Consider the following 17,763-nt stretch of genomic DNA (forward strand, 5'->3'; position numbering starts at 1 on the left):
CTAAAAATGCTTATCCTAAGCTTACTACTGCATTAAACGCATGTCTGAAAATTCATTGCCTTCTTCTATACGCTTCCATACAATACCCTTTATTACTTAACAGTAATTGTTGTTTTATAGCTCTTTGTAACTCCGTTAATTGTTACTTTCGCTGTAATTGTTGCTTTTCCTGCTTTCTTTGCAGTTACTTTACCTTTACTTGATACGGTTGCAACTTTCTTATCAGAAGTGCTGTAAACAACTTTTGCACCTTCTGCTTCAAGCGGTAATACAATCGCAATACTTGCTGTTTTCTTTGCTGAAATTGTTTTCTTAGAAACAGATTGTACTTGTTCAAATAATGTAGCAACGATTTCTTTACTTGCTTTTGATGTAAGTACTACATAAGTTGAACATTGTTTTATGTCTATTGTTATATAACCGTCTTTATCTACGGTATAAGCAACTTTACTGCCTTCTTCTAATCTTGCTTCGTTCTTTAATTTAGAACCAGTTGTTGCTTTCTCGTTATAACGATATAGATAAACCTTCTTACCTGCTTCCATACCTGTGTTATTACCTACATAGATACGTACTGTTGCTGCGCTTGGTAAGATTCCACTTTGTCCAAAATCAAGTGTAATACCTTGTTTTTTCGCTGTTGATGATAACGACTCAAGTAATTTATTCAACTGCGCATTCTTTGTTACAGGATTAAGTGCAATTGCAATATTTACATCCGTTACTTCGTTCTTAGAACTCTTAAGCTCTTTTCCGTTAAAGCTCCATGAATATACTACTTTACCAGTTCCACTCTTAACAGTAACAACGATGTCTTTTTTCGTTGATTTTGCATTGCTAATTACTGATTTAGCAATATTCATATTACTGATTACAATCATATCATTATTCAATATACTTGTTGGAATCGTAACAACTACTGCTAATTTGCTTACATCTTTACCATTTAATTGTGTAACCATGCTTGTTGTTGATACATTAATTGTTACTTCTACTGGAACATTTGCTGATGCATATTTCGCAGCTTCTTGCAATGCACGTTCCATTACTTCTGCTGAAATTGTACTTGTTCCATCTTCTTTTGTAACTAATACGCTATCTAGGATAACTTCTGCTTTAACTTCCTTTGTTTCTCCAGTTGTCGCATCCATAACAATTGTTATCTTAGTAACAACCGCATTATTATTAGAATCTACATCTTTTATTACTTTTGTTATTGTCTTTGTATTTTCTTCAGCATCAGTAACCGTTGTTATAGAATCGTTATTCGTACTAGTACCACTTGCATCTGCAGTACTTCCTGTGCTTGACTTTTCTTTCACAAGAACAATTTCAGAACGGTCACGTACACGTAATCTTTCTCCATCTGGATCATAAGAAACTAAACCAACTGCTGAAATTGTATTTCCTACCTTAACAAAGCTTTCTAATGTCTTACTTGAACTATCAGAATGCAATATGTAACCATCGATAAATACTCTTGCGTTAACACCAGAACTATCTTTAACCATAATTGTTTCTACAATATCATTTTTAATAACTACGTCTGTAATAACACCTTCTACTTTAACAAGTTTACCACCATTTGTTTCGTAGTTCATAGATTCTTTCGTTGTCATCTTAGTAGGTGCAACTACATTCTTTGTTTCGTCAATTACTTTTGCTGTAATAACTCTTAACTCTTTATCACCTAAGTATTGATCTAATGAACCAACTACACGTACTTTTTGCCCTACTTCAATGATTCCTTCATTAATTGGGAAGATGTTAATACCACCTGTTGCATCTTGAATATAAATGGTATCGAAGAATGCATTTCCTGATACGGTACCTGCTGTAACAATACCTTCTACACAATAGATTTCACCCATATCACCGCTTCTTACATCAGCAATATTTGTAACAGCCATTTGCTTCTTAATCGAATTCATGATATTAACAATTACATTCTTATTGATGTATGGTAAATCCCATACGTTATCTTGCTCCGCTTTTACTTCAAAATCTGACATGAAAACAGTACTTGATACGAATACATTACCGCCGCCTGTTAGAGTTTCTCTTGCTAATAGAATGGCATTTCCTTTTTCAATTTCTACATAGTAGCTATCTAAAGACTTACTGTCAAATGAATATGTTGTACTATGACCTTTCACGATATACTCTGCTTTACCACTTGCAACGGCATCCGCATCTAATAATACCGTACAACCACTGTATGCACTATATTTTTGTCCATCTACAACACCTGTTGTATACGCAGAATCTTTATTGTAGTCCGTTGGATAGATACGATATGCTTGACCACCATTCGTAACATCGTCCATCGCTTCATCACTATTCATACGGGTAGTTGCACCAATGTATGATAGTAATTTATTCTGCTCTGTTGATGTTTGGCAATCCGAAGTATCTTGATAATCGGCAATACCACAGATGATTAGTTCTCCACCACGATCTGTATATCCTTTTACTAACTCTAGGAAAGAATCTTCAAAATGACTAACTGTATATGCACCCGCATTTGCTGTTCCTGCCTTTTTCGCAGGTGCAGATATAATTAGTAAATCACATGTATCTAAGATATCCTGTGTCATCTTGTCTGTAACAATTGTTACCTTTACATTCTCATCTGCTGCAATTTTTGTAAAGTTACCCATGTTTGCGCCATAGTAGCCAGTTACATAATCATTACCATGTGTACCATCAATAACTACATTTGTTACCATACTTGGTGCAACATAGGTTAATTTTAAAACTCCCTTATACACTTTATCTACACCATTAAGTGTCGCATTTACTGTAACATTGATGTTTACGCCACCTGTTCCATCATGTGTATAATCAAAACTATACGATTTTGTTGCATAAGAAGGAATACTTGTTAAATCTGCTTTACTCAAATCAACAGAATGAATAATAGTGTCATCAATCGAGAAATCAATTGCATTTACTTCTAAATCTGTTGCTTCATTATTGTATAAATCTAAATTAATATCTAATGCTTCTCCCTTAACAGGTAATGCTGCTGTTGTTGAAACACCTGAGATACCAACTGCTTCTACTTTACCAACCCAAACTGGCGCTGTAACTGCGGTATCTTTATCTGGTTGTGTTACACGGATATAGTAGTAAGAATAATCTGCTGGTAATGTAAAGTTTACTTCGGCAGAACTTGTTGTTACATTTTCCGTTGCTACACTTAATCCACCATTAACGATTACCTCTACTTTACCAATTGCTGCATCGGTTGGGTCATTTAATGTAACCTTAATCTCTGCTGTATCTGGAGTTTGATCAAGGATTGTACCCATGATTTCTCCATTCAATGTGTATTGAATCTCAAGGTCGTTATCTTCTGTTGCATATGTTCTCATGTTTCTAAGTGCATCGTAGATATTATCTCTTGTTAAACTATCTGCTAATATTACTGTTCTTGCCGTATTGGCATCTCCCCAATACCCTTTATGGTTATCTTGGTTATTCGTTGGTGATACATGCCAGCCTTTATCAAGTGCACGAGTATAATACTCATAAGATGGGAAGTAACCATCACTTCCGATTGCACCTTCGCCATTACCAACTTCGATTAATGTGATTAAACTGTCAATATCTTCATCATAGTGTGCGAAGTCACTGAAATCACCAAATGTTGTTCCTGGATGGTTGAATTGGTTAATCGAACCTGTATCTGTCTTTATTGTTGTATAGTAATTATTAAGTGCTGTTGAATAGGTTGAATAGCTGGATTGTGTACGGCTTTGGAATCCTGCTGTGTTAAATGTATTCATATGTCCAAGTCCGTTTGACCAAGTCATCTCATAGCCATAAAGTCCAACGAAATCGGAATCGGTATATTTGTCTGCTAACTGATGTCCTTCAACCCACTCTGTACTCATAGAACCATCTAAGATATTCGCTTTATCTGCGTTATCAAATGAGTTAGAGTGATCTGTTACTGCTAAGAAATCAATTTGTTTTGCTGTATTTTTTGCATAGTCAAATGCTTGGTCACATGTACCTGCTCCATCTGAGTAATCTGTATGGGCATGGATTTGACCAAAATATATATTATAGTTTTCATTCTCGCGTAATGTATAACTACAAGTTGTTGTTTCACTATCCTTACAACCATTTACTACTGCTTTTGTAATAATTGTTGCTGGTAACACATCAAGTGAAATCTTCACATCTGAATTGTAGTTCAACCACGTTGTTCCATTGTCCATAGAATACTGAATTGTTGCACCTTCTGTTGCACATGATAACTGTACTTTTGTTCCAAGCGTTCTTGCTCCACCGTTTGGACTTGCTTTCACTGGTGCTACTTGTTCTTGTGTGTATCCATAAGTGATAAATACACTATCAAATAATCCATCTTTCTTCGCATAAGCAGTTACTGTTGCTGGTAATTCTGTAAATGTTGGTTTGTTATTCTTATCATATACTAAATATGATACACCATCAAACGAATAATAGATTACTGCATCTTCTGTCTTTGTTGTAATTGTAATCTCTTGACCTAAACGTGCAGTTCCTGCATCTGGTGTAATATCTGGATAGCCAGTAATATTGTCTGCAACGATTGGACTTCCCGTAACAGAAACTTCGTTGAAATAGTTTGTTCCAGTGCTTCCAATTGTTGCATTACTAATAGATATTGAATTTGCTACTTTAAGTCTAATATATAATGTCTCTACATTATTTGCGCCATTTGGTAATGTTACGTTAAATTTTTCATATGTACTGTCTGTAGTAATTGACTTTGTTCCTACACTATTAAAAATAATTCCATCTGTACTATATAGAATTTCGAAATTCTTTGGTCCAGTCTTAGAACCTTTCATTGAATAATTAAGCTTGATATTCCCAAGTAGTTCCGTACTTAATTTAATTTCGTAGTAGTCCCCTGCCAAACTTCCCTTTGATCCAAGTGAATAACTTGTGCTTCCTGTTGAAGTACTTGTTGATGAAAGCAATGGAATACTTCCTGATGAATGTGTAATGGACGCTGATGTATCCAAGAAATCGTTTGCTGTATATTTGTCTGCATAAACAGTTGGTGTTGTAATCTCACCACTACCTGTCCAATTAGCAATTGGCAATGTAATTGATGTATCTACTGTTGAACCATCAGCACTCATTGCTACATAATCTGTTGATGCACCGTTTCTTAGTTGATATGACGTATTATACTTAGACCATGCACCATAAAGGTTCACTACACTACCTGCTGCAACTCCATCTGGAAGTAAAGCACCCTTATATAATGCTGTTGTTCCTGTTGCATCTGTAATTGTTGTAGAACCAGTCGAACTATAGTTTCCTAATGTAGCATTCTTAATCAATACATATTCGGATAAGTAGCGATCTCCACCACTTAATAATTGTGCAATTGTAAGTACTTGTGGCTTGAATAATGTTGCTGTTCCTACTTTCTCTACTTTTGTTACACTGGAGATTTGGCGAACACCATTAATTGTATCAATCTTGCCCGTAATTAATACAATATCACCTGTTGTGTATGTATTTGAGTAGTCATAGATTTGAAGACCCATAATCTGCTCATCGATAACATCTTGTATAATAATACTATTAATACTATTGGCATTGTTATATACATTACCAAATTGGTAAGCTACTTGACCAATTACAGTAACGGTATCATTACTTGTTGCTGCATAGATGTCTGCAATTGTTTTTGCACTGTATTGGCTAACCATCTCTGCTGTAACTGGGTCTGTAACACCTGTTAAATCATCGTTACCATCATCTCCATTATCTGGAGCATCTGCTGTCTTAACAACATCGCTTGCTTGTACTACACGAAGTTGTAATGCATTATAGTATCCTACTACTGCATCTAATTTAACGGTTGCATTTTCCTCAATTCCTGTAATAGCAGGAATCTTATATATATTCGTTGTATTCGTGTCTTGCTTTAATGATGTGTTTCCTGCTATATTAATCGCTCCAATAACAGCATTTTCAATATGTACACGACGACATTCATAATCATTAGGGTTTGCTAGTAATTCAGCAATTGTTGCATTCGTAGAATATAATGTATTATCACTTGATACTTTGGTATAAGTAACTTCTGTTAATTGCTCTAATCCATTATATGTCCCTTTTTTACCTGTGGCTAATACCTTATCTCCAACAGCTATATCGCTTGGAGCTGTCGCAAATGATAAATTAATACCTGCTGTGTTATCCTCAATATAAACGTTTTGTGTATCCGTAAAGTTAACGATACCTTCCACTTGAACTCGTTCTGTACCATCTGCTTTACTACGTGCATCTGCAATTGTTACTGTAACTGCTTCTGTTGTATAATATCGATACACAGAATATGCACTTTTCTTACCATTTAACTCTGCATATGTTGTAATTGTAAAATCTGTATTGTCATCATTCGCACCCAAATCTGCTAATGTAAATGGAGTTGTATACTCTGTATATTCTCCATCATTAACTTTCATCATAATTACAGCACCCTCGTCAGAATCTGAGTATAGTGTGATTTCATCTGTAGGGTTTACTACTGTTCCTGTTGTATAGGTAGCTGTTACTGGGTTTACTGTAACTGGATTATAGCCTGCAATCGTTGTACCTGAAAGAACAACGGAACCGATGTTTGTAACACCACTCGCTACTGCTTTTTCATTTTCTGCATACTTCTCACTTGTTCCTGCACGAGCTGAAATATCACTTGTAGAAATCATTCTTATATATAAATTTTCTGCATCTGTAACATCTGTAGGCAAATCACATGTTACTACAAGACTATAATTGTCTGTCGCTTTATATTCAGAACCTTCAATTTTAGTCCATGTCTCTCCATCAAGACTGTAATGTACTTCAAAGTCTCTCAGTCCCGTACCTGATGACCTTGGTTTAAATGAAATTGTATAGTTCTCATATCCACCTGCTGGAAATTGAAGAAGCCAATAATCCCCCATCGTCCAACCCGACATACCTAATACAGGTTTGGATGTAGCATTTGCCACCTTTCCAGCTTTAGCATAGGCATCAATAGTCGTACCACTTTTTTCGTCCACACATGGCAATTTAGATGGATATGTAATTATCTCTTCACCATCAGTTGGTGTTATGAAACTCAAAGAAGCAATCTTTGTTTTCGCTACATCTTCTGCATAACTCATTTTGGCTGGCACTACAGACAATACTGTAGATATAACCATAACCAATGCTAATAACATCGCCATTGGTTTCTTTACTGCACGTTTTGACATCTCTTGTCCTCCTCTTACAATTCGAAATACACCTTGTTAAACTCTCTTTTGGCTCAAATATGATTTCCAAGCCCACGTTTATATATAATAACTGCCCCTTATTTCCCTTGCGTAAACATATTGTTAATTTAATGTTAAGACATTTTCCATTAACCCCGTTTTTGTTTTACAATAATAGAAATATAGACAGATTATTTTAGCCCAAAACCTACTAAACAGTAGACTTTCCCCATTGTCTACTATCTTAGAGATTATGATTGTATCATAAGGTTTTTAATAATGCAATATAAGATATCCTAATACTCTATATAATTCCTAATTATACCAACTCATTGTTTTACTAATTCATCGATAAATTCAGATATTTTTCGTCAAATTCTTTTTTTTCATCTTCTTGTCGCTTTTTTTCTTTTCAAAGCTATTTTTTTCCCACAACTACACCTTTAACTTGTACGCAAAAAAAACAACTTGTATTCCTGTTAGCATACTAACTTAGAAATACAAGTTGTCTCTCAATTATTCTTACACTTAATTTTTCACTTATAGCAAGTAGCGAATAATTTGGAATATTACAGACGTCACTCCAAATGCTGTTTTCTTCCACCAAGGTAACTTAGGAAGTACAACATCGTCTCCTGCTGTATATTTTCCATCACCGCTAACTTCATAAGATTGCTCTTTCATTGCATTCATTACTGTTTCTAGTTCTTGATTGAATTCCTCACCATGAACGACTAGCATTGTCTCCGTATCAAGATATACGCTTCGCATATCAAAATTGTAAGAACCGATAATGGAGATATCATCATCAATCAACACCGATTTATCATGCATGGAATGTGCCCCAGCGAATTCATATACAGTAACACCTGTATCTAACACATCTTGCTTGTTAAAAAGATAATCTGATGATGCCATATAGTTATCTCCTACTTCAACAGAGTTAATTAGCATATCATACTGCTTTAATTTCCCTTGCAGCTTTTCAAGATCTGCCTTCATTGCCTTATTCATTACCACATAAGGTGTTTGAATAATTACACGCTCTTTTGCATTTTGCATCAATTCATTTATTTGATACCAGATATACGGCTCTTTTGACATTATGTTAATTGGATTCGTAATTAATGTAATCTTGTTCGTTGGAACAGTGTATGCTGCATAATCAAAATCGCCTGTCATAAGATTTGAGCGTTCTGATAATAGTTTCTGATACGTCTCTTCTAGCATCTGCTTTGCAGATACAATTTTTTTCTTACGAGAAAAAGGAACTTTGTCAAATACAATTCCACTATCTTTGCAATTCCACAACGTGTAAAAATACTCTTCAACCTCATGAATCACACTTTCTTTCGATTGCTCTGTTCCTGCTGCCGTATTATATACAAATATATCACGGTCATAACTTAATACCTCTGTATTATAAGTTCCTAGGAAATAATTCGATGTATTTCGTCCACCAAGTATTAACATGCTATCATCGATTATCACATACTTATCATGTAATCGTCCATCAAATGTCCAAGGCTTCAAGAGATTGAACATATTGTAATACTTTATCGTAATATTTTCATGCGCAGCTAACACATAATACATCGGGTCTCTCTTCATATCAACTCCCGCCGATAATCCATCTGCAATAATTTCAACCTTTACTCCACGATTCGCCGCCGCTAATACAACCGAAAATATCTCTTGGCAACATCTATCTGTCTTAAATGAAAATGAGGACATAATAATCTTTTCTTTTGCTTCATTTAACATTCGAAGGCGAATATCCAAAGCTTCGTCACTATCTTCAACAACTGCTGCCCGATCAACGGAGATATCATTTCCATAGAAGCGATTTATATCTAGGTTTTTCTTAGTCGCTTCACTTACTTCCTTTTGATGTATAAACGGCAAAGTAGCACCTAATATTACATAGACAAGAAAAAGTAGTAGTACGATAACAACTGTTTTTATTATTTTCTTTTTATTTCTAGCTAACAATCTCACACTTCCTTTATACTGACTTTAGACGACATCATTACTTATAAGTCATTTACTACGAAAATAACTAGGACAAAATTGTCCTAGTTACTGTTTTTTCGCTACATCTACAATATTTCAATTGCTACATTTCCACCTCTTACTACTTGCACTTTAGGGAACTTCTTCATTAATTCAACTATATCGTTATTCTTCTCTTCTGTATTTGTTGACTCAATAATTAAGCCCTGTGTATTATAGTCTACAATTTTCGCCTCAAATACACTAGCAATCTGAAGAATTTCACTACGATCTGTTTTATTACATTCTTTCACTTTGATATATAGAAGTTCTTTCTTAACAATCGCCATATCAGTTAAATCAATTACTTTTACTACATCTACCATTCTGTTTAATTGCTTTTTAATTTGTTCAAATACTTCATCATTACTGCTTCCGCCAATTGTAATACGAGACATTGTTGGATCTTCTGTTGTTCCTACTGTAAGACTTTCCATATTATAGCCTTTACCTGAAAACAATCCTGAAATTTTAGCTAATACACCTACATTATTCTCTACATAAAGTGCAATCCATCTCTTCTTCATAATCTACTCTGCCTCCTTTTCTATATATCAAGTATCATGTCTTTTAATGCATTGCCTGAGCGAACCATTGGTAATACAATAAAATCACTGTCTATCATACATTCAATAATTGTTGGTTTCTTCGTCTCTTTCATAGCTTCTGAAAGTGCTTCTGAAAGTTCGTCCTTATTCCATACTCTTTTACCAGCCGCGTCATAACTCTCTGCTAACTTAACAAAGTTTGGTGAATATGGTGGACATGCTTTTTTCCCTTCTCGGCAAGCATAGTTACAGCTCTTACGGTAACGTAAGCATGTTGCTGAGTAATGCTTATCATAGAATAAGCTTTGCATCTGACGAACCATTCCAAGGTGATTATTATTAACAAGTAAAATAATAATTGGTAATTGTTGCGCAACAGCGGTTGCCATCTCTTGAATATTCATTTGCATACCACCATCTCCAGAGAGACAGATTACCTTTTTATCTGGATTACCAAGCTGTGCTCCAATTGCTGCTGGCAAACCAAATCCCATTGTTCCTAAACCACCTGAAGTAACCAACTTCTTCGTTGCATCCATATGAAGATTTTGTGTTGTCCACATCTGATGTTGACCTACATCAGTTACAACTACAGCTTCCTGCTCTTTAATTGCTGCATTTACTTCTTTTAAAATCTGTTGTGGTGTCAAGCCTTCGAAATCTTCCATCTCTGTATCGATTGGATATTTCTCATTCCAAGTTTTAATATCTTCTCTCCATGATGTAAGATCACGCAATTTACTAAAATCACATTCTAACAGACTTTCAATTGCATTCTTAGCGTCTCCTACAATTGGGATATCTACTTGAATGTTTCTTGAGATGGATGCCGTATCAATGTCAATATGAATAATCTTCGCTTTTGGTGCAAACTCACTAATCTTACCTGTAATTCTATCATTAAAACGTGTACCGATTGAAAATAGTACATCACATTCTTCAATTGCTTTGTTACCTGCATAGCATCCATGCATACCGATGTTTCCTACAAACAATTCATGGTCTGTTGGAATCGAGCCACGTCCCATAATACTTGTTACTACTGGTATCTTCGTCATCTCAACCAATTTTGTAAATTCTGCATTGGCATGAGCTATATTTACACCACCACCAATTAAGAATAATGGTTTCTTTGCCTTTTCAAGCATGGTAACTGCTCGTTTGATTTGCCCTGGATGTACTGCAGTATTTGGTTTGTAACTACGAATACTAACACTATCTGGATATACTTCATCTCCAAGTTGCTTCATAATATCTGCTGGTAAATCTACTAATACTGGTCCTGGCTTACCAGTTTTCGCTATATAGAAGGCTTCTTTAATGATTCTACCAAGGTCTTTACGATCTGTTACCATTACACTATGCTTTGTAATGCTTCTTGTGATACCTACAATATCTACCTCTTGAAATGCATCGTTTCCAATTACACTAGTTGGTACTTGACCTGTAAAACATACTAACGGTACGCTATCGTAATTAGCAGTAGCAATACCCGTAACTAAGTTTGTTGCTCCTGGTCCACTTGTAACAAGACATACACCTACTCTACCAGTAGAACGTGCATAACCATCTGCTTCATGTATTAACCCTTGTTCATGTCTTGGAAGAATTAAATCAATGTCTGATTCTCCATATAACTGATCAAGCAGGTCTGTTATAAAACCTCCTGGATATGCAAACAGGGTATCTACACCTTCTTCTTTTAATGCTTTAACAAACAATTCTGTTCCTTTTATCATACTCATTACCTCCTATTTTTAATTGGAATTGAAATTTGAAATAAAATAACGATTCAAGAATACAGCCTCCAAGTTACATATATACTTATGTGCTATTATTTTCTGAATAGTTAAAAAATATGATTCTGATACATAAAAAAGCCCCAAGTAAGAAAACCTACTTAGGGCGAATATAATCCGTGTTACCACCTAATTTCAAAGCTTACGCTTTGCACTCTACCAGTACGGGTCATACATTACATATGCCTGATACTGTCTTCCTTGATAACGGTGGAAACTCCGTTGAAGCCTACTAAAAACACCATCTGTTTCTTTCGGTTCACAGCTCAAAGGCTACTTCCATACTTCCTTCATGAAGATTCACACCAACCATCTTCTCTCTTTGTTTCGGGTGAGTATGTACTCCTCCTCGTCATTGCCTTATTGATATTATTATTACAATTATAATCGTCTACACCTATTTTTGTCAAGCAGGAAATCTTTTTTCGTTTGAGCATACTTCTACCATACTTCAGGTACTTGTGTATTCTACTGTTTAGAATGCAAAACTTTGACTGTCTTCAATGCTTATTTGGTGCGGTTCTCTAAACAAAAACACACTTTGCACCTAAGGACTTCTAAGTGTGTACGCTTTGTCTCTTGAAAAGTCACGGACACGCCTTCGATTCGGCATCCTGCCTCAGCTCAGGCTGGCTCGGCGTCCATGCCGAGCCTTCCTAGGTTTTCTTGTACACACTAAGAAGTTCTATGGTGCTCCGCTATCGTTTTTTTATTAGAGAACCGCACCAAATAAGCAGGGAAGGTATTGAAGTTTTGCATGGTTATGTTGTTGATACACAAGTACGCGTACTTTGACAAATGAACAACGTACTTAGCAAATAAATTAGTATTTGCATTTTCTACAAACATGAGCCCCTATTTAGCAAAGAGAATGTAGATTTTACAAGCTATTAGACCACTTTGTTAAAATTGCAACTGTCAAACATCCGCGCACTTAACCAATGAATAAATATTTGCATTTTCCTAAAATATGATATACTCTAAAGAAGAAATGCTACATAGAATATGTAGTGAGCAATTAGTAACTACAGGTATTTGCGAAACTCTCAATACCTTTGACTGCTTCTTGATTAGCGCACACTAGCTAAAAAACGATAACAAAACATCTTAGTACTTCTTGGTGTATACTTCACAGCCTAGGAAGGCGAGGCATGGACGCCGAGCCAGCTCACGTTGAGGCAGGATGCCGAATCGTGAGCGGTTCCGTGACTTTTGAGTATCCTACCTGTATACACCTAGAAGTACTTAGATGTGTCGCGTGTTTTGTGCTAATGTGCACTAATCAAGAAGTTCCACAACCTAGATGAGTTTCGCGCCTACTCATCAGCGTTTACCAGAAAGGAGATTTATATGTCAGATTTTAAAGTTATAAAAGCAAGTGAAATAGACGAAAATGTTATCAAGTTAATCGGGAAGGATTGGATGCTTGTAACAGCAAAGAAGGATAGCAAAGTCAACACAATGACCGCTTCTTGGGGTGGTCTTGGTTTTATGTGGGGCAAAGATGTAGCCTTTACTGTTATTCGTCCTCAACGTTTTACGAAAGAATTCATAGATGGTTCTACTCATTTCTCATTATCCTTCTATGATGAAAGTTATCGAGATAAATTAGCTTACCTAGGCAAAGTATCTGGACGTGATGAGGATAAAATCAGCACTTCAGGGCTTACTGTGGCAGAGGAACTGGATACTCCATACTTTGAGGAGGCAAAACTTGTACTTATCTGCAAGAAGCTATTTGTTACTCCATTTGAAGAAAATAGTTTTCTTGATTCTTCCTTAGTTGATAAATGGTATCCAAATAAGGATTTTCATGATTTGTATATCTCTGAAATTGAGAAAGTTCTTATAAGAGAATAAGAGCCAAAACAGAAGCAGGCAGAACACCACTTTAACTTCTTAGGTGTTCTGCCTAATTTCTTTACGAATTACGCTTTCTATATTCTGCAAGCATCAAGTCTACGACTTCACCGTAACTTTGCTCCCCATTTGTCTGATTGTTTGCCTTCAAATAGGCATCATTAATCTTTGAAGATACAGAACTCACAATATCATTATGATACTTCTTCCAATAGGCAGAGCTTGCCAAACGGTCTGCTAACACTTCCTCACTATACATTGCTCGAATCTGTTTATATAATTCTACATCATTATCATACAATTGACTTGTGGCGTATGATAACGCATCCATCGTTCCACTGTATTGAAACTCCAGATTATCCGAATTCACACATGCCAGATATGCAATATAGTTTGCTTCATCTTCCCTCATGTAACCTTTCTCATGTGCAAGTTCATGACACATCGTTACGGGTATCCCATAGTCCGCTACATCTACGTTCACATTCGCTTCCATTGTTACTGTAACAAATATTCCTGTTGTATCTGTATAGGACATTAGCCGAGACGCAAATATCGGTTTCGGAGTGTTATAGTATCCCGATAACGAATCATATGTTTCTCCTAGCTCTGTCATAACTTTCTTCGCTTGTTTCGCTATCTCATAATCCGAAGCAGATAACTTGAATATACCATCTTCATCTACGCTTGTAATCTGTGCTCTTAAGTCATTTGCTTTTAATGCAAGTTCCTCACATAAACCATATAATTCCTCTATCGAATAGGTCTCTACTGTTAAGTCACATTCCTTGCTAAAAGGATAGCGGTAATAATTCGCTCCACAAAACACCATGAACAGAAAATATCCTGTGCTAATAACACACAATACATTTATAATATAACAACCTATTGTCTTCTTACGATTTTCCTTATCCACTACTAATTTTCTCACTACACGAAAAACGAGGTATATCATTAAAAATGGACTACAACATATGATTATTTCAATTATGGATATTGGTATCATACCTGTTACGAAACTCCATGTCTGCGCAAAGATTCGATAAATCCCTCTTGCAAACCAGTACTCTGCTATGTATTCATTGTGCTTTACTACAAGCAATATTAGAATTCCTAATGGAAATAAGGTAAGTAACCATATTCTTTTTTTCTTCAACAATTCTCGCATCAGCAAACACTCCTTCCCCATTATTATACACATTTCTACCGTAATCTACAACCGACACATTTACCCAAAAAGGGTGCTGATTCTCATTACTCGAATCAACACCCTATTATTGTTTTACATTCTTATCTTTTTTCCCCGCCTTAACGACTTTCATTGTTCTCAGCACCTACCGTACAGTATGTTTTTTTATAACATTGTTTCATGTAGGCAATCAATCCGAATAGCACCGCTATTATAAATATTTTCTTAGTCATACATACAACCTCCCACCAATATCTTGTCTTTCTATAGTTATAACACATATATATTAAGTTTATACTAGTATAAAAATTAAGATATTATTAAAAAGATCTAAAGACACTTTATATGGCGGTTTTCATTTGAATATGAATTGTGAACATACCCTCGTTAAGTTCTGCTTCGATTGTTCCTCCCATTTTCACTACAAATTCCTTGGCAATCGCCAATCCTAACCCCGTGGATTTTTTCATTTTCGATAAATCTGTTGTGTAAAAACGTTCGAATATATAGGCAACATCTTTTTCCTCAATTGCATTTGTTCGATTACTAATGCTAAGACAAGCTGTCTCCTTTACTTGTTGCAATTCAATTTCTATTGAATTCTCACCATATTTTATAGCATTTCCTATTATATTCTCTATTACACGAACCCATGCACTTGCATCTCCGAATATCCAAAGTGGCTTCTCTTCAATTCTAATGTTTGGTTCAATCTTATTCTGTATTAACTCATCATAGAACATCGAGATTGTATCACACAGTATTGCATTCAAATCAATCCGCTCATAATCAAGTTGATAAACACCAGATTCTAACTTTGTATATTCAAACAATTGATTTAACATTATATTAACGGAATCGATTCGACTCTGTATTATTTGAATATATTCTTTCTGCTTTTCTTCAGTTACATTACCTTTGCTTAACATCTGAATATATCCAGACGCAGATGTTAGAGGTGTACGCAAATCGTGGGAAATACTTGTGATAGACTGCTTAAAAGAATCCTCCTGTTTGCGTGTCACATATTCCCTCTTCTTCGTATCTTTTAACAGCTTATTAAGCACGATTGCTAAGGAGTTAAAACCTCTATGAGGAGTGACAATTGATACTTCCAAATTCGTCTCATTGTTAATAATAAACTCCACTTGTTTTTTTATAGACGATAACTGTCTTCGATTTAGGAACAATCGAACTGACAACATTATTATAATAAGGACTAATATACCAATTACCATCCTCGATTTCCTCCTATTTTACATCTGCTTTCCTGAAAATAACGCAGGATAGTATCGTTGATACAATTACATATCCCAAAAACAAAATTCCCATATGTGTTAATGCTGATGTCGATGCATCACTATAGATAATCTTCTGTACTCCTGTTGTTATTTGAATCTTAGAAAATGGTATTTTCCAAGTACTTTCTATTGTAGACAGAATGTTTGGTAGTATCACAATCACCAATATATTCACGATTAAAGAAATTTCAATATTACGAATAACAAATACTAATAGCGTATATAATGCAGTAAACGCAAGATAACCTGTTACAATACCCAAACAGCAACGTACTTGATTTGTTAATTCTGCACTTGTACTATCATTAATAACGCCTGTTAGCGCTCCTCCTATTACAATTGCACTGGCAAAAACACACACCATCATAACAATAACAGAAACAAGGCTTACTATCATCTTACTTAGTACAATATGCTCTCTTCTGTATCCTTTTGCAACCATGCTTTTAATGGTACGTTCCTTAAATTCCCCGCCAACCATAATAGTTATCATAATCGCAATGATAAAGATAACAATAGAACCTTCCTGCACGACATCACTCGCCAACCTTGTTCCACTCTGAAGATATGTCTTTGACAAATCCACACTATCAGACATTGTTAAACTAACACCTGTTCCTGAGTTTGTTGCTGCCTTCTCTTCAAACGCCGCTCTCTTATCCGCTGGCATATTATCAACATAAGAATATGCTGTTGCCATGATACCTACAAAACACACTAAGATAAATGTACAAACATAGAATACCTTTGTATGAAACAATTTATAAAAATCTGCACGTAATATATTAATCATTATTCTCTTCCCTCCATCAATTCAACGAAATATCCTTCAAGGTCTTGACCAGCCGTAGCAATACGTTCAACCGCTACATCACCAAGTACCAGTTGTCTGTTTACCTCACTTACTTTGTCTACATGACTAAATATTCGTATTATATTATCAGGAAGAACATCAAATTCTGTTGTACCGAATTTTTCTTCAATAATTGTTGTTGCTCTTTGCGTATCGTCTACTTTAATCTTAATACATCTTCTGCAACGTTCTGCTAACTCGTCTTTTGTGAATTCATCTACTAATACACCATTATTAATAATTCCATATCGAGTTGCTATCTTCGATAATTCCCCTAGAATATGACTTGATATTAATATTGTAATTCCCTTCTTGTTAAGTTCAAGTAGCAGCTCTCGCATTTCCTTAATACCAAACGGATCAAGACCATTCATTGGTTCATCTAGTAATAAGAAGTCTGGATTTCCTAGTAAGGCAATTGCAATGGCTAATCTTTGTTTCATTCCCAATGAAAAGTTCTTGCTTTTCTTCTTGCCTGTGTCTTCTAATCCCACAAGTTTAAGCATCTCATCAATTGCATCTTTTTCTGGAACTCCATAAAGGCGCACATAATATTCAAGGTTCTCTCTTGCTGTCATATTCGGATACAACGCAGGGTTTTCAATTGTTGTTCCAATTCTTTTTCTCTGCACATTTAACTCTGTACTTCCAAACAACTCTACATCGCCTTGTGTTGGCAATGCTAACCCTACCACCATACGAATTAGTGTTGTCTTACCAGCACCATTCTTACCTATAAATCCGTAGATATCTCCACGCTTGATATTCATATTTACATTACTAACAACGCTTTTTTTAGAATAAATCTTTGTTAGATTATTTGTTTGCAATATATAGTCCATCGTTATCCTCCTACACTCTCTCTGATTTGTTGTATCTCTCTTTCGATGTTTTTATTATAT

General features: G+C 35.4%; 9 protein-coding genes and 1 other annotated feature. Of the genes, 1 reads left to right on the forward strand and 8 read right to left on the reverse strand.

The window, feature by feature from the left end:
* Positions 1-92: 92 nt before the first annotated feature.
* The 4 genes from RMR19_RS09590 to ilvB form a co-directional block, all read right to left on the reverse strand.
* A complete protein-coding gene (locus tag RMR19_RS09590; RefSeq protein WP_310603273.1) occupies positions 93-7,259 on the reverse strand; it encodes a CehA/McbA family metallohydrolase in 7,167 nt (2,388 codons plus the stop codon).
* Between the two features lie 540 nt (positions 7,260-7,799).
* Complete coding sequence (locus RMR19_RS09595) at positions 7,800-9,251, reverse strand: phospholipase D family protein (protein ID WP_310603274.1); 1,452 nt, start codon at positions 9,249-9,251, stop codon at positions 7,800-7,802.
* A gap of 107 nt (positions 9,252-9,358) precedes the next feature.
* Entirely contained in the window at positions 9,359-9,838 is a 480-nt protein-coding gene (ilvN, locus tag RMR19_RS09600; RefSeq protein WP_310603275.1) for an acetolactate synthase small subunit, read from the reverse strand.
* 20 nt (positions 9,839-9,858) lie between these two features.
* The gene (gene ilvB, locus RMR19_RS09605) at positions 9,859-11,604 is read right to left on the reverse strand and encodes a biosynthetic-type acetolactate synthase large subunit (RefSeq protein WP_310603276.1); all 1,746 of its coding nucleotides are present in this window, start codon (positions 11,602-11,604) and stop codon (positions 9,859-9,861) included.
* 153 nt (positions 11,605-11,757) lie between these two features.
* Positions 11,758-12,023 (reverse strand) — a binding site (T-box leader).
* Positions 12,024-13,008: 985 nt separating this feature from the next.
* Here ilvB and RMR19_RS09610 point away from each other — a divergent pair.
* Positions 13,009-13,518, forward strand: coding sequence for a flavin reductase family protein (locus RMR19_RS09610; protein ID WP_310603277.1), 510 nt, complete (start codon positions 13,009-13,011; stop codon positions 13,516-13,518).
* Positions 13,519-13,579: 61 nt separating this feature from the next.
* Here RMR19_RS09610 and RMR19_RS09615 read toward each other — a convergent pair whose 3' ends face one another.
* The 4 genes from RMR19_RS09615 to RMR19_RS09630 all read right to left on the reverse strand — a co-directional run bounded on the left by RMR19_RS09615 (position 13,580) and on the right by RMR19_RS09630 (position 17,703).
* Positions 13,580-14,686 carry a DUF3810 domain-containing protein gene (locus RMR19_RS09615; protein ID WP_310603278.1) on the reverse strand — a complete coding sequence of 369 codons (1,107 nt, stop codon included), beginning with the start codon at positions 14,684-14,686 and terminating at the stop codon, positions 13,580-13,582.
* A 362-nt stretch (positions 14,687-15,048) separates the two neighbouring features.
* On the reverse strand, positions 15,049-15,945 hold the full coding sequence (locus RMR19_RS09620; RefSeq protein ID WP_310603279.1) for a sensor histidine kinase: 897 nt from the start codon (positions 15,943-15,945) through the stop codon (positions 15,049-15,051).
* Positions 15,946-15,958: 13 nt separating this feature from the next.
* Positions 15,959-16,801, reverse strand: a complete 843-nt coding sequence (locus RMR19_RS09625) for an ABC transporter permease subunit (RefSeq protein ID WP_310603280.1) — start codon at positions 16,799-16,801, stop codon at positions 15,959-15,961.
* Positions 16,801-17,703: an ABC transporter ATP-binding protein gene (locus RMR19_RS09630; protein WP_310603281.1), complete on the reverse strand. Its 903-nt coding sequence runs from the start codon at positions 17,701-17,703 to the stop codon at positions 16,801-16,803. The genes RMR19_RS09625 and RMR19_RS09630 overlap by 1 nt, the downstream gene beginning before the upstream one ends.
* Positions 17,704-17,763: the final 60 nt, after the last annotated feature.

Origin of the sequence: Anaerosporobacter sp. (assembly GCF_031551385.1) — a bacterium.
Lineage (GTDB): Bacteria > Bacillota > Clostridia > Lachnospirales > Lachnospiraceae > Anaerosporobacter.

Bases quoted from the DNA above. Each gene is read 5' to 3' on its own strand.
- RMR19_RS09590 (WP_310603273.1), bottom strand. From the start codon at position 7,259: ATGTCAAAACGTGCAGTAAAGAAACCAATGGCGATGTTATTAGCATTG.
- ilvN (WP_310603275.1), bottom strand. From the start codon at position 9,838: ATGAAGAAGAGATGGATTGCACTTTATGTAGAGAATAATGTAGGTGTA.
- ilvB (WP_310603276.1), bottom strand. From the start codon at position 11,604: ATGAGTATGATAAAAGGAACAGAATTGTTTGTTAAAGCATTAAAAGAA.
- RMR19_RS09610 (WP_310603277.1), top strand. From the start codon at position 13,009: ATGTCAGATTTTAAAGTTATAAAAGCAAGTGAAATAGACGAAAATGTT.
- RMR19_RS09615 (WP_310603278.1), bottom strand. From the start codon at position 14,686: ATGCGAGAATTGTTGAAGAAAAAAAGAATATGGTTACTTACCTTATTT.
- RMR19_RS09620 (WP_310603279.1), bottom strand. From the start codon at position 15,945: ATGGTAATTGGTATATTAGTCCTTATTATAATAATGTTGTCAGTTCGA.
- RMR19_RS09625 (WP_310603280.1), bottom strand. From the start codon at position 16,801: ATGATTAATATATTACGTGCAGATTTTTATAAATTGTTTCATACAAAG.
- RMR19_RS09630 (WP_310603281.1), bottom strand. From the start codon at position 17,703: ATGGACTATATATTGCAAACAAATAATCTAACAAAGATTTATTCTAAA.